Origin of the sequence: Bradyrhizobium sp. STM 3557, from assembly GCF_045571465.1 — a bacterium.
Lineage (GTDB): Bacteria > Pseudomonadota > Alphaproteobacteria > Rhizobiales > Xanthobacteraceae > Bradyrhizobium.
Genome location: NZ_CP120697.1, coordinates 2,527,417 through 2,546,929 on the forward strand (window position 1 = coordinate 2,527,417; position 19,513 = coordinate 2,546,929).

17 protein-coding genes are annotated in these 19,513 nt (G+C 65.3%); 12 read left to right on the top strand and 5 right to left on the bottom strand.

The window, feature by feature from the left end; translation table 11 throughout:
- Nucleotides 1–4: 4 nt before the first annotated feature.
- Nucleotides 5–925, top strand: coding sequence for a neutral zinc metallopeptidase (locus tag P6U24_RS11465; protein ID WP_407159227.1), 921 nt, complete (start codon nucleotides 5–7; stop codon nucleotides 923–925).
- A 10-nt stretch (nucleotides 926–935) separates the two neighbouring features.
- Entirely contained in the window at nucleotides 936–1,499 is a 564-nt protein-coding gene (gene moaB / locus P6U24_RS11470; protein WP_407159228.1) for a molybdenum cofactor biosynthesis protein B, read from the top strand.
- A 124-nt stretch (nucleotides 1,500–1,623) separates the two neighbouring features.
- On the opposite strand, the gene P6U24_RS11475 is transcribed toward moaB, so the two are convergent.
- From P6U24_RS11475 to P6U24_RS11485, 3 genes are all read right to left on the bottom strand, one after another.
- Nucleotides 1,624–2,568, bottom strand: a complete 945-nt coding sequence (locus P6U24_RS11475) for a GNAT family N-acetyltransferase (RefSeq protein WP_407159229.1) — start codon at nucleotides 2,566–2,568, stop codon at nucleotides 1,624–1,626.
- Nucleotides 2,569–2,632: 64 nt separating this feature from the next.
- Nucleotides 2,633–3,202 carry a glycosyl transferase gene (locus P6U24_RS11480; RefSeq protein ID WP_407159230.1) on the bottom strand — a complete coding sequence of 190 codons (570 nt, stop codon included), beginning with the start codon at nucleotides 3,200–3,202 and terminating at the stop codon, nucleotides 2,633–2,635.
- Between the two features lie 134 nt (nucleotides 3,203–3,336).
- Nucleotides 3,337–5,754: a phosphoketolase gene (locus P6U24_RS11485; protein ID WP_407159231.1), complete on the bottom strand. Its 2,418-nt coding sequence runs from the start codon at nucleotides 5,752–5,754 to the stop codon at nucleotides 3,337–3,339.
- 193 nt (nucleotides 5,755–5,947) lie between these two features.
- On the opposite strand from P6U24_RS11485, the gene P6U24_RS11490 reads away from it, so the two are divergent.
- The 4 genes from P6U24_RS11490 (at nucleotide 5,948) to P6U24_RS11505 (ending at nucleotide 10,280) form a co-directional block, all read left to right on the top strand.
- Entirely contained in the window at nucleotides 5,948–7,120 is a 1,173-nt protein-coding gene (locus P6U24_RS11490; RefSeq protein ID WP_407159232.1) for a PA0069 family radical SAM protein, read from the top strand.
- 68 nt (nucleotides 7,121–7,188) lie between these two features.
- The gene (locus P6U24_RS11495) at nucleotides 7,189–7,638 is read left to right on the top strand and encodes a VOC family protein (protein WP_407159233.1); all 450 of its coding nucleotides are present in this window, start codon (nucleotides 7,189–7,191) and stop codon (nucleotides 7,636–7,638) included.
- A 171-nt stretch (nucleotides 7,639–7,809) separates the two neighbouring features.
- Nucleotides 7,810–8,580, top strand: coding sequence for a ribonuclease HII (locus tag P6U24_RS11500; protein WP_407159234.1), 771 nt, complete (start codon nucleotides 7,810–7,812; stop codon nucleotides 8,578–8,580).
- A gap of 191 nt (nucleotides 8,581–8,771) precedes the next feature.
- On the top strand, nucleotides 8,772–10,280 hold the full coding sequence (locus P6U24_RS11505) for a glycosyltransferase family 39 protein (RefSeq protein WP_407159235.1): 1,509 nt from the start codon (nucleotides 8,772–8,774) through the stop codon (nucleotides 10,278–10,280).
- Nucleotides 10,281–10,426: 146 nt separating this feature from the next.
- Here the strand turns inward: P6U24_RS11505 and P6U24_RS11510 are convergent, their stop codons facing one another.
- On the bottom strand, nucleotides 10,427–11,245 hold the full coding sequence (locus tag P6U24_RS11510; RefSeq protein WP_407159236.1) for a uracil-DNA glycosylase family protein: 819 nt from the start codon (nucleotides 11,243–11,245) through the stop codon (nucleotides 10,427–10,429).
- Between the two features lie 135 nt (nucleotides 11,246–11,380).
- Between P6U24_RS11510 and P6U24_RS11515 the strand changes: the two genes are divergently transcribed.
- The 3 genes from P6U24_RS11515 (at nucleotide 11,381) to P6U24_RS11525 (ending at nucleotide 16,027) form a co-directional block, all read left to right on the top strand.
- Entirely contained in the window at nucleotides 11,381–13,039 is a 1,659-nt protein-coding gene (locus tag P6U24_RS11515) for an electron transfer flavoprotein-ubiquinone oxidoreductase (RefSeq protein ID WP_407159237.1), read from the top strand.
- Nucleotides 13,040–13,270: 231 nt separating this feature from the next.
- On the top strand, nucleotides 13,271–15,097 hold the full coding sequence (locus tag P6U24_RS11520) for a tetratricopeptide repeat protein (RefSeq protein WP_407160433.1): 1,827 nt from the start codon (nucleotides 13,271–13,273) through the stop codon (nucleotides 15,095–15,097).
- A gap of 30 nt (nucleotides 15,098–15,127) precedes the next feature.
- On the top strand, nucleotides 15,128–16,027 hold the full coding sequence (locus P6U24_RS11525) for a 4-(cytidine 5'-diphospho)-2-C-methyl-D-erythritol kinase (RefSeq protein ID WP_407159238.1): 900 nt from the start codon (nucleotides 15,128–15,130) through the stop codon (nucleotides 16,025–16,027).
- Nucleotides 16,028–16,160: 133 nt separating this feature from the next.
- Here the strand turns inward: P6U24_RS11525 and P6U24_RS11530 are convergent, their stop codons facing one another.
- On the bottom strand, nucleotides 16,161–17,171 hold the full coding sequence (locus P6U24_RS11530) for a polyprenyl synthetase family protein (RefSeq protein ID WP_407159239.1): 1,011 nt from the start codon (nucleotides 17,169–17,171) through the stop codon (nucleotides 16,161–16,163).
- Nucleotides 17,172–17,301: 130 nt separating this feature from the next.
- Here P6U24_RS11530 and P6U24_RS11535 point away from each other — a divergent pair, with 130 nt between their 5' ends.
- The 3 genes from P6U24_RS11535 (at nucleotide 17,302) to P6U24_RS11545 (ending at nucleotide 19,449) form a co-directional block, all read left to right on the top strand.
- Complete coding sequence (locus P6U24_RS11535) at nucleotides 17,302–17,529, top strand: DUF2007 domain-containing protein (RefSeq protein WP_407159240.1); 228 nt, start codon at nucleotides 17,302–17,304, stop codon at nucleotides 17,527–17,529.
- Nucleotides 17,522–18,295, top strand: coding sequence for a tRNA1(Val) (adenine(37)-N6)-methyltransferase (locus P6U24_RS11540; protein ID WP_407159241.1), 774 nt, complete (start codon nucleotides 17,522–17,524; stop codon nucleotides 18,293–18,295). Before P6U24_RS11535 ends, P6U24_RS11540 begins: the two co-directional genes overlap by 8 nt.
- 230 nt (nucleotides 18,296–18,525) lie before the next feature.
- Complete coding sequence (locus P6U24_RS11545) at nucleotides 18,526–19,449, top strand: S49 family peptidase (protein ID WP_407159242.1); 924 nt, start codon at nucleotides 18,526–18,528, stop codon at nucleotides 19,447–19,449.
- The last annotated feature ends 64 nt before the right edge of the window (nucleotides 19,450–19,513 follow it).

Consider the following 19,513-nt stretch of genomic DNA (forward strand, 5'->3'; position numbering starts at 1 on the left):
CGCCATGCGTTACGATGATTTCCGTCGCAGCGACGACATCGAAGACCGTCGCGACGAAGGCGGAATGGGAGGCGGTGGCATGGGTCTGCCGATCGGCGGCGGCGGCCTTGGCATCGGCACCATCATCGTGCTCGGCCTGATCGGTTATGCCCTCGGCATCGATCCGCGGATCCTGATCGGCGGCGCAGAAATGGTGAGCCATGGCGGCGCGCCCTCCTACCAGGCCGACCGGCGCACGCCCGGCAAGACCGGCGCCCCCAAGGACGAGATGGGCGACATGATCTCGGGCGTTCTCGGTGAGATCGACGACCGCTGGAGCGAGATCTTCCAGGCCAACGGACAGCGCTACACCGGCCCGAAGATCGTGCTGTTCCGCAACAGCACGAATGGCGGTCGCTGCGGCATGGCGCAATCCGCGATGGGCCCGTTCTATTGCCCACCAGACCGTCAGATCTTTCTCGATACGAACTTCTTCCGTCAGGTCGAGACCCGCTTCCATGGCTGCTCGGGCAACGCCTGCAAATTCACTGCGGCCTATATCATCGCGCATGAAGCCGGCCATCACGTCCAGAACCTGCTCGGCATCCTGCCGCGCGTGACCCGGCTGCAGCAGCAGGCGGGCAGCAAGGCCGAATCCAACGCGCTGCAGGTGAAGGTCGAGCTGCAGGCGGACTGCCTGTCGGGCGTCTGGGTCAATCGCGAGGCGAAGAAGCGGCCGGGCTTCCTCGAGGAAGGCGATATCGATGCGGCGCTGACGACAGCGTCGGCGATCGGCGACGACACGCTGCAGCGCCAGGCGACCGGGCGCGTGGTGCCGGATTCGTTCACACATGGCTCCGCGGCGCAGCGCAAGCACTGGTTCATGGTGGGCTATCAGCAGGGCACGGTGCAGGCCTGCAATACGTTCGGTGCGGATCAGCTGTAAGGAGCGCGCGATGGCGTCGATTGACGAGTCCAAGAGCTTCATCCCGCTCAACATCGCGGTACTGACGATTTCCGACACGCGTTCGCTGGCCGACGACAAGTCGGGGACCACGCTGAGCGATCGGCTGACGGCCGCCGGGCACAAGCTTGCGGCGCGCCAGATCGTCACCGACGACATCGAGGCGATCCGGGACGTGGTGAGGACATGGATCGCGGATGCCGGCATCGATGTCGTGATCACGACCGGCGGCACCGGCTTCACCGGCCGCGACGTGACGCCGGAAGCGATCGAGCCGCTGTTCGAGAAACGGATGGACGGCTTCTCGATCGCCTTTCACATGCTGAGCCACGCCAAGATCGGAACGTCGACGATCCAGAGCCGGGCCACCGCCGGTGTTGCCGGCGCGACCTATATCTTCTGCCTGCCGGGATCGCCCGGCGCCTGCCGCGATGCCTGGGATGGCATTCTGGCCGCGCAGCTCGATTATCGCACGCGGCCTTGCAATTTCGTCGAGATCATGCCGCGTCTGGACGAGCATCTGCGCCGGCCGAAGGCGCAGGGCGCGACGATTTAGCGATTTCCATGGCTGTCATTCCGGGGCGCGCGTTAGCGCCCCGGAATCGATCTGTCCGCTTGCTCAGACGATGAATGGATTCCGGGCTCGCCCGTTCGGGTGCCACGGACTGACAGCACGGTGGTCACAGCTTCAGCTCCCAGGTCTCGCCGACGAGATCGACACCGAACGAGCGGTGCGGCTCTTCCGCGGTGAGACGGAAGCCCGCGCGTCGATAGATGCCGCGCGCGGCAATGAGGATGCTCTGCGTCCACAGCACGATCGTCTTGTAGTTCTTCTCGCGCGCGAAGCGGACGCACTGCTCCACCAGTGCGCGGCCGACACCGAGTCCGCGGGCCTTTTTGTCGACCAGCAGCAAGCGCAGCTTCGCCACCTCATCGGTGCTCTTGACAAGAAAGATCGATCCCACCGGTTCGCCATCGATCTCGGCTATCCAGCAATGCTCGCGGTCGGGATCGAAGGCACGAAGGAATTGCGCCGCGATCTCCGCGACCAGCGCCTCGAACGAGATGTCCCAGCCGTATTCCTGTGCGTAGACGGCGCCGTGCCGCGAAATCACCCAGCCGATATCGCCGGGACGATGGCTGCGCAGAAGGAAGGCCGGCCGCGTCGCGTTCGCCGGCGCCAGGATCTGCTCGATCGCTCCCATAGCGCCGACCAGGCGGTTGCGCGCGCCATCGTCCAGAACTTGGAGCATCGCTGCGACCTCGCTGTCCGAGCTGCGGTCAAGCTTGGCGAAAGCCTGGCGACCCCTGGCGGTGAGACCAAGCTGCTGTTGCCGCCGGTCGGCGGCGAGCGGCGTGCGGGTGATGAGGCCCTTGTCCTCGAAGCCCTGGACGATCCGGCTGAGATAGCCGGGATCGAGCCCGAGCACGGCACCGATCTCCTTTGCCGCGACGGTGTCACGCTGTGCCAGTTCGTAGAGCACGCGCGCCTCGGAAAGAGAGAATGGGCTTTGCAGCAGATGCTGGTCGAGCACGCCCAGCTTCTTCGTATAGAAGCGGTTGAAGGCACGAACGGCGGCAACGGGACTGTCGGCTTGGGAAACGGTCTGGGGACGATTGAGCATGGCACACCTCGATCTTTGCCATTGTCAATTAATTGGTTGACCATGGCAAGTATCTTGTGAGCGCTCAGATCATCACGATGCGGCTGCGCAGCAGCGTGCGGGAGCGGCCGAGCTGGCGCAGCAGTTGCGTCTCGGCGCGGCGGGCGTTCGGCTTGTAGCCGCCGACCTGCCGGTAGTGATCGCGCGCGATCAACAGGCCTTGGTCCCCGAGCGGACCGGTCAGCATGCGCACGACCGACCGCAGCCGGTCGCGGATGCTCACTTCAGCATAAGGCGAGCGCGCATAGCGAAAGACGCCGGCACGCGGCCGTCCGCTCGCTGAGACGCTCTGGATGAATTGCGTGGTCTCGTCGATCCAGCCGGGATCGAGCACGGCTCCCGCGGGCAAGAACATCAGCCATGGCGCACGCGCCTGCGCGGCGCCGGCCGCGAGCGCAGCCGCCTGCGAGCCGGCGAAACGAAGGAAGCCGCAGCCGGCAACGTCGGCGACGCGCTCGATCGCGCTGGTATCCGTGGCGCGATCGACAAGCAGCACCTCAGTGATCACGCCTGCGGCCGCGCCCGGCACCAAGGCGGACAATGTGGCGACCGCAGGCTGCTCGGCGCCTTCGGTCGGAATGATCACGCTCAACATGCAATCGACATCGTCGGTTCAGGCGCCCAATTCGGGGTTTCAGCGCGGGCCACTGTTACCACTTTGTCACAATCAACGCACCCCGCTGCGCTGCGGAATTTTGCGGCAGCTGACTCTCGCCGCAGCGCTGGCGGTCAGTCTCCCGGTTCTCGAGGCGTCGTGCCGCCCGCGCTATTGGGCCAGACCCAGTCGCGGATCTCCGGCATGTCCTCGCCATGTGCACGCACGTAGCGCGTATGCGCGATCAGGCGGTCGCGGAATTGCTGCTTCACATGCGCGGCCGACACGGCAAGGCCGGGCACACGCTCGATCGCCTCGATCGCGAGATGGAAACGGTCGAGCTCGTTCAGCACCACCATGTCGAACGGCGTTGTCGTGGTACCTTCCTCGATGAAGCCGCGCACATGCATGCCGGAATGGTTGTGGCGGCTGTAGGTCAGGCGGTGAATAAGGTAGGGATAGCCGTGATAGGCGAAGATCACCGGCTTGTCCTTGGTGAAGATGCTGTCGAAGTCGCGGTCATCAAGGCCGTGCGGATGCTCCTCCTTCGGCTGCAAGGTCATGAGGTCGACGACATTGACGACCCGGATCTTCAGGTCCGGCAGCGATTGCCGCAGCAGGTCGACCGCGGCCAGCGTCTCAAGGGTCGGGATGTCGCCGGCGCAGGCCATCACCACGTCGGGCTCGCTCTGGGCCGGCTCGGTGCCGGCCCAGGTCCAGATGCCGATGCCGGCATCGCAATGTGTCGCGGCCTCCTCCATCGTGAGCCATTGCGGCGAGGGCTGCTTGCCGGCCACGATGACGTTGATGCGGTCATAGGTGCGCAGGCAATGATCGGCGACCCACAGCAGCGTGTTGGCATCCGGCGGCAGATAGATGCGAACGATGTCGGCCTTCTTGTTGGCGACGAGATCGACGAAGCCGGGGTCCTGGTGGCTGAAGCCGTTATGGTCCTGGCGCCAGACATGCGAGGTCAAGAGATAATTCAGCGACGCGATCGGCCGGCGCCAGGATAGCGCGCGCGACACTTTCAGCCATTTGGCGTGCTGGTTGAACATGGAATCCACGATGTGGATGAAGGCCTCGTAACAGGAGAAGAAGCCGTGCCGCCCGGTCAGCAGATAGCCTTCGAGCCAGCCCTGACAGAGATGCTCGCTGAGCACCTCCATCACCCGGCCTTCATGGGCGAGATGCACGTCGTAAGGCTCGATATCCTCCATCCAGATCCGATCGGTGGCCTCGAACACCGCATCGAGCCGGTTGGAGGCGGTCTCGTCCGGCCCCATGATGCGGAAGTTCTTCGTCTCAGCGTTGAGCTTGACGAGGTCGCGCAGGAACTTGCCGAGCTCGCGCGTGGCTTCGGCGATCACGGCGCCGGGTGAGGGCACCTCGACCGCATAGGCGTGATAGTCCGGCAGCTTCAATTCGCGGTTCAAGAGCCCGCCATTGGCGTGCGGATTGGCGCCCATGCGACGCGGGCCCTGCGGCGCCAGCGCCTGCAGTTCCGGGATCAGGCGACCGTTGCCGTCGAACAGCGTCTCGGGCTGATAGCTCTTCATCCAGGACTCGAGCAGCTTCAGATGCTCGGGCTTGCCACGAGGATCTGAAATCGGCACTTGATGCGCGCGCCAGAAGCCTTCGACCTTCAGCCCGTCGACCTCCTTCGGCCCGGTCCAGCCCTTTGGCGAGCGTAGCACGATCATGGGCCATCTTGGCCGATGTAGCCTGGCGCCCGGTTGCCGTGCATCCTGCTGGATCGCGCGGATGCTGGCGAGCGCAACGTCGAGCGCATCGGCCATGACGCGGTGCATCGTTTTCGGGTCGTCGCCTTCGACGAACAGCGGCTCATAGCCGTAGCCCTGGAAGAGCTGCTTGATCTCCTCGTCGCCCATGCGGCCGAGCACGGTCGGATTGGCGATCTTGTAGCCGTTGAGGTGCAGGATCGGCAGCACCGCGCCGTCATGGACCGGGTTGAGGAATTTGTTGGAGTGCCAGGATGCCGCGAGCGGGCCGGTCTCGGCCTCGCCATCGCCGACGACACAGGCGACGATCAGATCTGGGTTGTCGAATGCCGCGCCATAGGCGTGCACAAGCGCGTAACCGAGCTCGCCGCCTTCATGGATCGAACCCGGCGTTTCCGGCGCGGCGTGGCTCGGGATGCCGCCAGGGAAGGAGAACTGCCGGAACAGCTTGCGCAGACCGTCGGTGTCGCGACTGACATCCGGATAGATCTCGCTATAGGTGCCTTCGAGATAGGTATTCGCCACCATGCCGGGCCCGCCATGGCCGGGGCCGCAGATATAGATGACGTTGAGGTCGTGCGCGCGGATTGCCCGGTTGAGATGGGCATAGATGAAGTTCAGTCCCGGCGTCGTGCCCCAATGGCCGAGCAGGCGCGGCTTGATGTGCTCGGGCTTGAGCGGCTCAGAGAGCAGCGGATTGTCGAGCAGGTAGATCTGGCCGACCGACAGATAGTTGGCCGCGCGCCAGTAGCGGTCGAGCAATTCGAGATCGTCGGCAGTCCTGTTCTGTGGGGGGGCGTTGACGTTCATGAGACCTCGCTTTGAAAGCTGAGACGTCCGTTCACATGGGAGAGTAGAGTGGAGCCGCCCCCTCCGTTCCACCGCGCGCGATCATAGAACGGGATTGTGATGGTCCCTGTTGCGCTGGATCAGAGGTCGCATTGCGTTCCGGTTTTCTGTTTTTGTTCTTGCTTTGTTCAAAGGGTATGATATCGCTTTCGGCATGAGCCGAGCATCTTCACATGCCCTCAAGCGCCCGCCGGTCCAGGTGCCCTCCGAGCCGGCGGGCGCGCCCGATCCTGCAAAGGATTTCCCTGAGCTAGCGGTCGCCATCGAACGGGGCCGGCGACGCGGCCGGGGCGCACAATCCAACACGAGCGGCCGCTTTGAGGCGGAGGCACGCATTGCATTCGACGACGGGTGGCAGAGCCTGGACGATCTGCCGCCGTTCAAGACCACGGTCGCGACCGATACCTCGCGCAAGGTGATCACCCGCAACGATTCGCCCGACATCGGCTTCGATCGCTCGATCAATCCGTATCGGGGCTGCGAGCACGGCTGCGTCTACTGCTTTGCGCGACCGACCCACGCCTTTCTCGGCCTGTCGCCCGGGCTCGATTTCGAATCCAAGCTGTTCGTCAAGCCGGACGCTCCGGCGCTCTTAGAAAAGGAGCTTTCGGCGGCGGGCTACGAGCCGCGCATGATCGCGATCGGCACCAACACCGATCCCTATCAGCCGATCGAGCGCGAGCGGAAGATCATGCGCCGCATCCTCGAGGTGCTGGAACGGGTTGGTCATCCCGTCGGGATCGTCACCAAGTCGGCTCTGGTTGTGCGTGACGCCGACATCCTGGCGCGGATGGCCAAGAAGAACCTCGCCAAGGTGGCGATCTCGGTGACGACGCTGGACCCGAAGCTGGCACGGGCCATGGAGCCGCGCGCCACGACCCCGCCGAAGCGGCTGGAGGCGCTGAAGGCGCTGGCCGAGTCGGGTATTCCGACCACCATCATGGTGGCGCCCGTGATCCCGGCGCTGAACGACAGCGAGATCGAGCGCATTCTCGATGCAGCGGCCCATGCCGGCGTCAAGGAAGCCTCCTATGTGCTGCTGCGGCTGCCGCTCGAGGTGCGCGACCTGTTCCGGGAATGGCTGCTGGAGCATTACCCGGATCGCTATCGCCACGTGTTTACGCTGATCCGCGACATGCGTGGTGGGCGCGACTACGACTCGCAATGGGGCACGCGGATGAAGGGCACCGGGCCGATGGCCTGGATGATCGGCCGCCGTTTCGAGATCGCCTGCGAGAAGCTCGGCTTGAACAAGCGGCGCTCGAAGCTGACGACGGATCATTTCGTGCGGCCAAAGGGCGGCGGTCAGCAGCTCAGCCTGTTTTAGGTGATCCCGGCTCGCTCGGCGTGGAGTCGAAGCTTCGATGATCGATATTGGCAGCGTGGGGTGTGCAAATGAACGAGCAAGCCATTATACCGCGTTTCACTGTGATCACGCTCGGCGTCAGCGAGATGCGGCGGAGCATCGCGTTCTATACGTCGCTCGGCTTCGCCAGGAAATTCCACGCGACGGGCGAGGCCGTGGCGTTCTTCGATACCGGCGGCACGGTGATCGCGCTGTATCCCTGGACGGAGCTCGCGCGTGATGCGGCGCTGCCCGATACGCCGCCTCCAGATGGCTTTCGGGGCGTGACACTCGCCTGGAATTGTCACGCGATGGAAGAGGTCGATGCCGCGCTGGCCTTTGCGCTGTCGAAGGGGGCCAGGCTCGTCAAGCCGGCGGAGGCCACAGACTATGGTGGCTATGCCGGCTATTTCGCCGATCCTGACGGCCATGTCTGGGAGATCGTGGTCGCCCCGGGGATCGACGTCGGGGACAATGGGCGGGTGCATCTGCCGGATTAAGCCTTGCGCTGGGAATTTGGGCTGGGAATAACTTTGGGCTGGGAATAACGGGGAATTGCGCACGGTTCCTGGTTGCGCCAGCGGGATCGGTTGCGCACGATCCCGGCCATGATTCGGGAGGCTAAAAAGCCGGCGAAGTCTACGAAGGCGCCTGCTAAGGCCGCGAAAGCCATGGCAGAGAAGGTCTCCGCAGAGAAGGATACCGTCGCAAAAGCCATGGCGAAGCTGGGGAAGGGCGTGATTGCGGTCGCGCCGCCGAGCTTCCGCCGCGAACGGGCGCTCTTGAAGCAGGGCATCTGGCCGGTCGCCGGCTGCGACGAAGCCGGGCGCGGGCCGCTCGCCGGCCCCGTCGTCGCCGCCGCCGTGGTGCTCGATCCCAAGCGCATTCCCAAGGGCCTCGGCGATTCCAAGCGGCTGACGCCGGAACAACGCGAGGAGCTGTTCGAAAAGATCTGCAGAACCTCCGCATTTGCGGTTGCCTTTGCCTCGCCTGCGCGCATCGATCGCGACAACATCCTGCGCGCCTCGCTGTGGGCGCTCGCGCGTGCCGTGCACGCGCTTCCCGAGGCCCCGAAGCATGTCTTCGTCGACGGCCGCGACCGCATCGACGTGCCATGCAACTGCGATGCCGTGATCGGCGGCGACGGTCTGGTGATGTCGATCGCAGCGGCCTCGATCGTCGCCAAGGTCACGCGCGACCGGCTGATGTGCGCGCTGGCGCAGGATTGCCCCGGCTACGGCTTCGAGCAGCACAAGGGCTATGCCGTGCCGGAGCATCTCGCCGCGCTCGACCGGCTCGGCCCGTCGGTGCATCACCGCAGCCTGTTTGCGCCTGTGGTCGCGGCCCGCGCCAAGCATCATCCGGAGCTGGTCCTGCCTGAGCCCGACCTGTTCGCCGAGACGACAGTGATCAGCTCGGCGGAAATCGCCGCCGAGCTGTGATGCCGGTTGCCTCGGTCACGACACCGCCTTATGGCTTCTACAGTCAACCAGCACGAAGCGTCACTCCTTGGGGCGCTGGAGGCGCGGTCCTGCAGGCGTCTTGATTTTGCAGTTTTGATCCAAGGCGCGTGGACGACCGGCCTCTGGCGGATGAGCGACCGTTTTGCCAGTCCTGTCGAGCATCACCATTCATGCGTTTCACGTCCCTGGTTGTCGAACTGATCCGCGCCCGGCCGCGGCTGGTCGTGATCATCGTGCTGCTGTGCCAGGCCGCGCTCTGGCTGGGAACAGCGCTGCTGTTCTATCGCAGCCCGCCGCCTGATCTCGCCACCGCGCTTGCATTCGGCAGGGAATACCAGGTCGGCACCGATCTCGGACCACCGCTGTCGTTCTGGCTCGCCGATATCGCCTATCGCCTGAGCGGCAATCACATCTTCGGTGTCTATCTGCTGGCGGTGCTGGCGTCGTCCGCGACCCTGTGGCTCGTCTATCTGCTGGCGCGCATGATCGTCGGCGGCCAGCAGGCGGTGCTCGCCGTGCTGCTGACCACGACGATCACCGCCTTCGGAGCGCCGACGCTCGAATTCGGTCCCGAGGTGCTGGCCAGGCCGCTTTGGGCGGCGCTGCTCTTACATAGTTGGCAACTGCTTGGCCAGGCCAGGCGCAATGCCTGGTTCGCCTGGTCGATCGAGGCGGGGCTTCTGCTGCTGACGACGCCATCGGCGGTCGGGCTGTTGCTGCTCCTGATCGGCTTTGCGCTCTCGGCTCCGCAGGGCAGGCGGATCATGAGATCGTTCGATCCCTTGCTCGCGCTGTTGGTCGTGCTGGTGCTGGCGCTGCCCTATCTGATCTTCGTGCTGCGCGCCGACAGCGTCGCCCTGCCGCCATTGCCTGATCTGGCCGGGCTCGGTGCGCGGGCGAGGCATTGGCTTGGCCTGGTCGGCGGATTGCTGCTGGCCATGGCCGGGATGATCGTGCTGGTCGTGCTCAATTCGAGCTGGCTCAGCCGCGGAGAGCGGGACGCGCCAATCATCTACCGGCCGCCGGTCAGCCCGCTGGCGCGCGATTTCGTCTATTGCTTCGCAATGGCGCCGGCGATCGCCGGAAGCCTGATCTCCGCGCTGTTCAATCTCGACACGGTGCTCGGCGGCCCCGGCATCGCGCTCCTGATGGTTGGGCTCGCCATGGTGGTGGCGAGCGGGGACGTGATCCAGCTGCGGCATCAGCGGGTGTTGCGCGCGGTATGGGCCGCCACCGTCGCGATCCCTGCCGTCATCGTGGTCGGCGCGTCCATCGTGCTGCCCTGGACTGCGAACGGCGAGGTCGCAACCGCGATGCCGGCGCGCAACATCGCGCAGTTCTTCATCGACAGCTTCGAGCGTCGCGCCAATCAGAAGCTGCGTATCGTTGCCGGTGATCCGCAGCTTGCCGAACTGGTCGCGTTGGGACGAGGCCGTCCGCATCTGTTCCTCGACGCGACGCCGCAGCGAACGCCGTGGCAGACTCCAGCCCAATTCGCCGAGAGTGGCGGGGTCGTGATCTGGCGCGCCAACGACACGGTGGGCGCGCCGCCGCCCGACATCGCGCAGCGCTTTCCGGGCCTGGTGCCGGAGGTGCCGCGCAGCTTCGATTGGATGATCAATGGCCGCCAGCCCGTGCTGCGGATCGGCTGGGCCATCGTCCGGCCGAAGGGGCCGTAATCCAAGCCGCCGTCATTGCGAGGCGCGCAGCGACGAAGCAATCCGGAATTCTCGTGCAGTTCTGGATTGCTTCCGCCGTCGCCCTTCGGGCTATGGCGGACACGTCGCTGCGCTCGCAATGACGGCAAGGAGTGTTCAGCGCTTCCTCAACTCGCCAGCACCTTCGCGATCGCCCGCAGATCCTGCCACGACAGCCGCTTGTAGGAGGGCGAGCGCAACAGATAGGCCGGGTGGAAGGTGGCGATGGCGCGGATGGTGCGCTTGCCGGTGTCGTAGTCGAGCCAGCGTCCGCGTGTGCGCATAATGCCCTCGCGGGTGCCAAGGATCGCCTGCGTCGAGGGATTGCCGAGCGTGACCAGCACGTCGGGGTCGACCAGCTCGATCTGGCGTTGAATGAAGGGCAGGCAGATCTGCGTCTCCTGGGGCGTCGGCGTGCGGTTGCCCGGCGGCCGCCACGGAATGACATTGGCAATGTAGGCCTTGGTCCGGTCGAGCCCGATCGCGCCGATCATCCGGTCGAGCAGCTTGCCGGAGCGGCCGACGAAGGGCAGGCCCTCGATGTCCTCGTCGCGGCCAGGTGCCTCTCCGACGAACATCACCCGCGCCTGCGGATTGCCATCGGCGAACACCAGTCGCGTCGCGGTCTGCCTCAGCGCACAACCGTCGAAGGTCTCGAGCAGCGCGCGCAGCGCCTCCAAGCTGGGCGCGCTGCGCGCGGCCTCACGCGCCGAGGCGATCGCGGCATCCGGCGGCGGCGGGGGTTCGCCGCGGGGCGGAATAATCGCAGGCGCGCCACGAACGGGTTGCGGCGGCTGTGTCTCGCGCGCTACAGCAGACGCCGCCGCAGGCGCGATTTCGGGCTCGATGAGCCGGTTCACTGGCTCGTCCGAGAGCGCGCAGTCCACACCGGCCTCCAGATAGAAGGCGAGCAATTGCCGGATGTTGGGGAGAGGCTCGGGGATCATGCAGGGCCAGTTTACGCTGCATTGCCTCATGACGGAATGCATTTCCGTGGTTGTCCTGTCCGGAAAAATCGGAAACAAGAGGACGTAACAGGGTTCTAAGCAAGAAAAGCTCGAAACCGGGCCGAGATCGAAAACATGAGCACCGAAGAATTACCCCCGCGCGAATCCATGGAGTTCGATGTCGTCATCGTCGGTGCAGGCCCCTCGGGCTTGACTGCGGCGATCCGGCTGAAACAGCTCGATGCCGACCTCAATATCGTCGTCGTCGAGAAGGGGTCCGAGGTCGGCGCGCATATTCTCTCCGGTGCGGTGATCGATCCGAGCGCGCTCGACAGGCTGATTCCGGACTGGCGCGCCGATGACGACTGTCCGCTGAAGACGCAGGTCAAGAGCGACAAATTCTACTGGATGAGCGAGAGCAGCGCGATCTCGCTGCCGACCTTCATGATGCCGCCGCTGATGGACAATCATCATTGCTATGTCGGCTCGCTCGGCAATGTCTGCCGCTGGTTGGCGCGCAAGGCCGAGGCGCTCGGGGTCGAGATCTATCCCGGCTTTGCGGCGACCGAGGTGCTCTATGACGAGCAGGGTGCGGTGCGCGGCATCGCCACTGGCGACATGGGCATCGCCAAGGACGGCTCGCACAAATCCTCTTTCACCCGCGGCATGGAGCTGCTCGGCAAGTACACGCTGTTTGCGGAAGGCGCGCGCGGCAGCCTGTCGAAGCAGCTGATCGCCAAATTCTCGCTCGACGCGGACCGCGAGCCGCCGAAATTCGGCATCGGCCTGAAGGAGGTCTGGCAGATCGATCCAGCCAAGCACCAGAAGGGCCTGATCCAGCACTCGTTCGGCTGGCCGCTCGACAACAAGACCGGCGGCGGCTCGTTCCTCTATCACTACGACGACAATCTGGTCGCGGTCGGCTTCGTCGTCCACCTCAACTACAGCGATCCCTATCTCTCGCCGTTCGACGAGTTCCAGCGCTTCAAGACTCATCCGTCGATCCGCGGCGTGTTCGAAGGCGGCAAGCGGCTCGCTTATGGCGCGCGCGCCATCACTGAGGGCGGCTATCAGTCGGTGCCGCGGCTGTCCTTCGCCGGCGGCGCGCTGATCGGCTGCGCGGCGGGCTTCGTCAACGTGCCGCGCATCAAGGGCGTGCACAACGCGATGGGCAGCGCCATGCTCGCGGCCGATCACGTTCATGCCGCGCTGGCGGCCGGACGCGCCAATGACGAACTCGCCGAATATGAGAGCGCCTGGCGCGCCTCGCCGGTCGGCCAGGACCTCTACAAGGTCCGCAACGTCAAGCCGCTCTGGTCGAAATTCGGCACCGTGCTCGGCGTGGTCCTTGGCGGCTTCGACATGTGGTGCAACACGCTCGGCTTTTCGCTGTTTGGGACCCAGTCGCACGCCAAGCCCGACCGCGCCACGCTCGATCCTGCCAAGGCGCACAAGCCGGTCCCGGCGGTGAAGCCCGACGGCAAGCTGACTTTCGACCGGCTGTCCTCGGTCTTCCTCTCCAATACCAATCACGAGGAAGACCAGCCGGTGCACCTCAAGGTCGCCGACATGGCGCTGCAGAAGAGTTCCGAGCACGATGTCTTTGCCGGCCCCTCGGCTCGCTATTGTCCGGCAGGGGTCTATGAATGGGTCGAGGAGGGGACGGGTCCGCGCTTCGTCATCAACGCGCAGAACTGCGTCCACTGCAAGACCTGCGACGTGAAGGACCCGAACGGCAACATCACCTGGGTTCCGCCGGAGGGCGGTGGCGGCCCGAATTACGAAGCGATGTGATGTACGCACGATTGCGTGAGCCGGTTGAACCGAGAAGGATGACCGGCCACGATAAGGCCATAGTAAATCGCTTACAGGCGGGTTAGATGACCGAAAGGGTCCCCGTCTGACCGAATCGCCTGCCATCCTTGCGATTGGCCGCCAAAAACGGCATTGTCGGCGCCTTGACGCTGCCGAATGGTTCGTGTTCGAGACGATTTCCGCCATTTCCAACAACCAGAGCGAACCGTGATGTTCTCAATCCGTTGCAACCGTTGGACCGCCGTCGCTTTCGCCGCAATGCTGCTGCCCGGCACGGTCCTCGCGCAAACGCCCGATCATCCGGCTGACACCGCTGTTCAATTTCCGACCATCCACGACCTCAAGGCGCTGACGACCTCAGGCAGCTACCTCGCCGCCCGTCATGCCAGTGTGGAGCGCGACGCCGCCTCCGCGGCCGCGTTCTACCGCTCGGCGCTGCGCACCGATCCGAAGAACAGCGAGCTGCTAGACCGCGCCTTCATCTCCTCGGTCGCGGACGGCGACGTCGACGAGGCGGTCAAGCTCGCCGAGCGCATCCTGACCGTCGACAAGTCCAACCGCATCGCCCGTCTCGTCGTCGGCGTGCAGAACATCAAGCTGAAGAAATACGCAGCGGCGCAGAGCAACATCAACCAGTCGGTGCGCGGCCCGATCACCGATCTGGTCGCGACGCTGCTGTCGGCCTGGGCGGCCTATGGCGCCGGCGATTCCAAGGCCGCGGTCGCGAGCATCGACAAGCTCGCCGGCCCGGAATGGTATCCGATCTTCAAGGACCTGCATGCCGGCATGATCTATGAGCTGGCGGGCAAGGAGAAGGACGCCGGCGTCCGCTTCGAGCGCGCCTACAAGCTCGACGATTCGATGCTGCGCATCACGGAAGCCTATGCGCACTGGCTGTCGCGGAACAAGGATGCGGCCGCGGCAACCGCGATCTATGAGGCGTTCGACAAGAAGCTCGCCCGCCATCCGCTGGTGCAGGAGGGTCTGCGCGAGACCAGGGAAGGCAAGAAGCTGCCGCCGCTGGTCGATTCGGCGCAGGCCGGCGCGGCCGAGGCGCTCTACGGCATCGGCGCCACCCTGACCCGCCGCGGCGGCGAGGATCTCGCGCTGGTCTATCTGCAGCTCGCGCTCTATCTGCAGCCGAACCATCCGCTGGCGCTGCTTTCTCTCGCCGATCTCTACGAGACGGTGAAGAAGCCGCAGATGGCGATCAAGATCTATGAGCGGGTGCCGGCGAGTTCGCCGCTGAAGCGCAACGCGCAGATTCAGCTCGCGACCGACCTCGACAGCGCCGACCGCAGCGACGAGGCGATCAAGATCCTGAAAGACGTGATCGCGCAGGATCCGAAGGACCTCGAGGCCATCATGGCGCTCGGCAACATCGAGCGCGGCCGCAAGAAGTTCGCCGATTGCGCAGTAACCTATTCGCAGGGCATCGAGTCGCTGCCGCCGAACAACGACAAGGCCAATAGCGTCTATTATTATTATCGCGGCATCTGCGAGGAGCGGTCGAAGCAATGGCCCAAGGCAGAGGCCGACATGCGCAAGGCGCTGGAGCTGCAGCCCGAGCAACCGCATGTGCTGAACTATCTCGGCTATTCCTGGATCGACCAGGGCACCAATCTCGACGAAGGCATGAAGATGATCAAGCGCGCCGTCGAGCAGCGTCCCGACGACGGCTACATCGTGGATTCGCTTGGCTGGGCTTACTATCGCATCGGCAATTACGAAGAGGCGGTGAAGAATCTGGAACGCGCGATCGATCTGAAGCCCGAGGATCCGACCATCAACGACCATCTCGGCGATGCCTATTGGCGCATCGGGCGCAAGCTGGAAGCCAAGTTCCAGTGGGCGCATGCCCGCGACCTGAAGCCGGAGCCGGAGGAGTTGCCGAAGATCGAGGCCAAGATCCAGAGCGGCCTGCCGGACGATCCGGCCGGCGCTGCCGCAGCCTCCGCCGACCGCGATTCGTCTCCCGACAAGAAGAAGGACGATGTGAAGGACAACGGTGGCAAAGAGGAAGGCAAGGGCGGCTGATCGACAACGGCGTCGGGGGGCGCGACGTCGATGTTGACGTCCAATACGAGCACGCGCGACGAGATCGGGCGTGCGAAAGTCAATCTGACCTTGCGGGTCGTTGGCCGCCGCGCCGACGGCTACCATGATCTCGAAAGCATCGTCGCCTTTGCGGACTGTGCCGACCGCCTGACGCTCGTGCCGGGCGGCGAGCTCAGCCTGCGCACGATAGGTCCGCTGGCGGACGCCTGTGGCGAGACCTCGGACAATCTGGTGCTCAAGGCGGCGCGGCTGCTCGCCGAGGTCGTTCCTGACCTTCAGGTCGGCGCGTTCACGCTGGAGAAGGTGCTGCCCGTCGCCGCCGGAATTGGCGGGGGCTCGGCCGACGCCGCGGCCGCGCTGCGGTTGCTTGCGCGGTTGAACGAGATCGCGCTTGATGATCCCGCCCTGATCGCGGTGGCACTGAAGACCGGCGCGGACGTGCCTGTCTGCCTCGCCTCGCAGGCCTGCGACATGACCGGCGTCGGCGAGAAGCTGTTGCCGCTGAATCTGCCGCAGCTTCCTAGCGTGATGGTCAATCCGCGCGTGGCGGTCGCGACCAAGGACGTATTCCATGCGCTCGGCCTGCGGCCCGGCGAGCTGCGGGTCGGCGTCACCGACGTGCTGCGGGCTCCGGCCTGGCCGGATGCCGGCGCCTCGATTGGCGACTGGATCAGGGTGCTCGAACGGGTGCCGAACGATCTCGAGCCGCCGGCGCTGAAAGTGCAGCCGGTCATCGGCGACGTGCTGGCTGTGCTCGGCACCTGCGCCGGCGCGCTGCTTGCGCGGATGTCCGGCTCGGGCGCGACATGCTTTGCGATCTTCGGCAGCGATGCGGAAGCCCAGGCCGCCGGGCGCCAAATCGCGGCCGATCACCCCGAATGGTGGGTGCACGCTGGGACGCTGAGTTGAGCTAATTCATTCGTCATTGCGAGGAGCGTCAGCGGCGAAGCAATCCAGGCTGCCGTCGCGACTCTGGATTGCTTCCGCCGTCGCCCTTCGGGCTATGGCGGACACGTCGCTTCGCTCGCAACGACAGAAACTGCTAATGCGACCGCGCCAGACAGAACGCGACGACCTGCTCCAGCGCGGTCTTCATCGGCGAGGCTGGAAACAGCGCCAGCGCATCGACAGCCATTGCGCCGTAGTGATGGGCGCGGCTGATCGTGTCCTCCAGCGCGCGGTGCTTGTTCATCAGCCCGATCGCGTGATCGAGATCGGCATCGGCAATCTCGCCGCGCTCCAGCGCCTTGACCCAGAACGCGCGCTCGCTGTCGCTGCCGCGCCGGAATGCCAGCACCACCGGCAGCGTGATCTTGCCCTCGCGGAAATCATCGCCGATGTTCTTGCCGAGCTTGGCGGACTTGCCGCCATAGTCGAGCACGTCGTCGACCAGCTGGAAGGCGATGCCGAGATTCATGCCGACCGAGCGGCAGGCGGTCTGCTCCGCCTTCGGCCGATTGGCCAGCACCGGTCCGACCTCGCAAGCGGCGGCGAACAGCTCGGCGGTCTTGCCGCGGATCACGGCGAGATATTCATCCTCGGTGGTCGCGGTGTTCTTGGCGGCGGCGAGCTGCATCACCTCGCCCTCGGCAATGGTGGCGGCCGCTGCGGAGAGGATGTCGAGCGCGCGCAGCGAGCCGACTTCGACCATCATCCGGAAAGCCTGGCCGAGCAGGAAGTCGCCGACCAGGACGCTGGCCTCATTGCCCCAGAGCATGCGGGCGGACAATTTGCCGCGGCGCATCTCGCTCTCGTCGACCACGTCGTCATGCAGCAGCGTCGCGGTGTGCATGAACTCGACCGCGGCGGCGAGCTTGACATGACCATCGCCGGTGTAGCCGGTGAGACCCGCCATCGCCAGCGTCAGCATCGGGCGCAGCCGCTTGCCGCCGGAGGAGATCAAATGATTGGCGACCTCCGGGATCATCGTCACTTCAGAGCCGGTCCGCGACAGAATGGTGGCATTGACCCGTTCCATGTCGGCTGCAACCAGCACGACCAGCCCATCGATCGAAGCGCCCGATGGGCTCTCGAAAGGTACAATAACCGCCACGCTGGTCTCCGCTTTTGCTATGGTCCGGCCGGACAATAGAAACTGTGGCGCAATGCGGCAAGGGTTGAACAAGGCTCGACAGGACCTTGACATTGGCCTTGCGCGACAGGCCAACACGGAGAACTCACGTTTGCGGGAATTGGTCCGAACCAACGACATGGTGCTGGTCTCGGCGATCGAGGCCTTGCTCGACGGCGCCAACATTCACCATCTCGTGCTCGACCAGAACATGAGCATCATCGAGGGCTCACTTGGCATCCTGCCGCGACGGATCCTGGTGCACGAGGACGACAATCGTCAGGCGCGCCAGTTGCTCGCCGATGCCGGTCTTGCTCATGAGTTGCGTCCCGATGTGTGATGCGGCGGCCGCCATTTCCGAGGACGCGTTTCTCGGCGGGCGGTTGCTTCTGCGCCAGCCGCGATCGGGCCACCGCGCCGGCCACGACGCAATGCTGCTGGCGGCCGCGACCGCTGCCCGCCCGGGCGACCGGGTCGCCGATCTCGGCGCCGGGGTTGGCGCCGCCGGCCTTGCACTGGCACGGCGTGTCGAAGGAATCGCGCTCACCCTGGTCGAGCGCGATTCCGGCCTTGCCGAACTGGCGCGCCGCAATGCTGCTGCCAACGCGATACCTGCCGACGTTGCCGTACTCGACGTGGCCGCGGGCGCGGCGGCCTTTGCCGCGGCCGGCCTCGGTCCTGACAGCGTCGACGTCGTGCTGACCAATCCGCCCTTCAACGACGGCGGGCGTCATCGCGCTTCGCCCGATGCCGCCCGCGCCAGCGCGCATATGGCCACGCCGGCGACCTTGGAGGTCTGGGTGCATGCAGCACGGCGCATTCTCCGGTCAGGCGGGGGGCTTACGATGATCTGGCGGTCCGATGGACTCGCCGAGGTACTGGCGGCGTTGTCGCGCGGCTTCGGGAGCTTGATTATACAGCCGGTTCACGGCGGGCCGGCTAGGCCCGCGATCCGCATCCTGGTGCGGGCCGTGAAGGGCGGCCGGGCGCCGACCCAGATCCTCGCCGGGGTGATGCTGGCTGATGCGAGCGGAGCGCCGGACCGCGAGGTGACGGCCGTGCTGGCCGGGCAGGGGGCGTTGGCGTTGGCCGATGCGCGCTCCTGAACGCTTGATCGGGGCTGTGCGTTACTGAGGCTGTGTTTCCGAGCGACGCTCCGGTACAGCGGTGAGATGGATCGCGGTGAAGAGAGCACCGATCAGCAACATCAGCAGGTAGATCTTCATGGGACTCCTCCGCCGCCCTTCCAATTTTGGTAACGAGCTAAATGCAATGACCGTTCCAAGCCTTTGAATGGCAGTGGCAGGATAAAAAGTGGTTAATTCGAGGTAAGGGAATGGCGGACAATTTGACACAACCCGGCGGCGAGCCAATGAGTGAGCCGGGACTGATCGAGCGGTGGAAGGCGATGCTGCCTGCGCGACTGCGCGGCGTGCCGGTGGTGCCCGTGGTCCGCCTGTCCGGCGTGATCGGGGCGGTAACGCCGCTGCGGCCGGGGCTGACGCTCGCCGGCGTTGCCAGGATGCTGGAGCGGGCGTTCTCGATGCGCCACGCCAAGGCGGTGGCGATCGTGATCAACTCGCCGGGCGGCTCGCCGGTGCAGTCACGCCAGATCTATTTGCGGATTCGCCAGCTCGCCGCGGAGAAGAAGCTGCCGGTGCTGATCTTCGTCGAGGACGTTGCGGCGTCCGGCGGCTACATGATCGCCTGCGCCGGCGACGAGATCTTCTGCGATCCCTCCTCGATCCTGGGATCGATCGGCGTGGTCGGCGGCTCCTTCGGGATGCACGAGCTGATCAAGAAGATTGGCGTCGAGCGGCGGCTCTATACGGCCGGGGAGCACAAGGCCATGCTCGATCCGTTCCTCCCAGAGGACCCGAACGACGTGGCGCGGCTGAAGAAGATCCAGCGCGAGATCCACGCGCTGTTCATCTCGCTGGTCAAGGAGAGCCGCGGCGCGCGGCTGGCAGGCACCGACGACGTGCTGTTCTCCGGCGAATATTGGGCCGGCGAGAGCGCGATCTCGCTAGGTCTTGCGGACGCGATCGGCGATCTCCGCTCCACCCTGCGCACCCGTTTCGGCGACAAGGTCGCCATGCCGGTGGTGACGGCGCCGAGCGGCTTGCTCGGCGGCCTGTTCGGACGGCGGGCGCCCGGGGCAGGTTCGCTGGCCGGTACGCTGGGTGGCCTCTCCGGCTTGCCGGAGGAGCTGATCTCGGCGCTGGAGACCCGTGCAATATGGTCGAGATACGGATTCTGATCGCGTTTGAAGCGCGTTATTTCGCCACAACAAAGCCGATTGCCCCGCGGCGGGCAATCGGCGA

Bases quoted from the DNA above. Each gene is read 5' to 3' on its own strand.
- P6U24_RS11510 (WP_407159236.1), bottom strand. From the start codon at position 11,245: ATGATCCCCGAGCCTCTCCCCAACATCCGGCAATTGCTCGCCTTCTAT.
- P6U24_RS11540 (WP_407159241.1), top strand. From the start codon at position 17,522: ATGTGTGATGCGGCGGCCGCCATTTCCGAGGACGCGTTTCTCGGCGGG.
- P6U24_RS11490 (WP_407159232.1), top strand. From the start codon at position 5,948: ATGAGCCGAGCATCTTCACATGCCCTCAAGCGCCCGCCGGTCCAGGTG.
- P6U24_RS11520 (WP_407160433.1), top strand. From the start codon at position 13,271: ATGTTCTCAATCCGTTGCAACCGTTGGACCGCCGTCGCTTTCGCCGCA.
- P6U24_RS11485 (WP_407159231.1), bottom strand. From the start codon at position 5,754: ATGAACGTCAACGCCCCCCCACAGAACAGGACTGCCGACGATCTCGAA.
- P6U24_RS11495 (WP_407159233.1), top strand. From the start codon at position 7,189: ATGAACGAGCAAGCCATTATACCGCGTTTCACTGTGATCACGCTCGGC.
- P6U24_RS11545 (WP_407159242.1), top strand. From the start codon at position 18,526: ATGGCGGACAATTTGACACAACCCGGCGGCGAGCCAATGAGTGAGCCG.
- P6U24_RS11500 (WP_407159234.1), top strand. From the start codon at position 7,810: ATGGCAGAGAAGGTCTCCGCAGAGAAGGATACCGTCGCAAAAGCCATG.
- P6U24_RS11475 (WP_407159229.1), bottom strand. From the start codon at position 2,568: ATGCTCAATCGTCCCCAGACCGTTTCCCAAGCCGACAGTCCCGTTGCC.
- P6U24_RS11515 (WP_407159237.1), top strand. From the start codon at position 11,381: ATGAGCACCGAAGAATTACCCCCGCGCGAATCCATGGAGTTCGATGTC.
- P6U24_RS11465 (WP_407159227.1), top strand. From the start codon at position 5: ATGCGTTACGATGATTTCCGTCGCAGCGACGACATCGAAGACCGTCGC.
- P6U24_RS11505 (WP_407159235.1), top strand. From the start codon at position 8,772: ATGCGTTTCACGTCCCTGGTTGTCGAACTGATCCGCGCCCGGCCGCGG.
- P6U24_RS11480 (WP_407159230.1), bottom strand. From the start codon at position 3,202: ATGTTGAGCGTGATCATTCCGACCGAAGGCGCCGAGCAGCCTGCGGTC.
- P6U24_RS11525 (WP_407159238.1), top strand. From the start codon at position 15,128: ATGTTGACGTCCAATACGAGCACGCGCGACGAGATCGGGCGTGCGAAA.
- moaB (WP_407159228.1), top strand. From the start codon at position 936: ATGGCGTCGATTGACGAGTCCAAGAGCTTCATCCCGCTCAACATCGCG.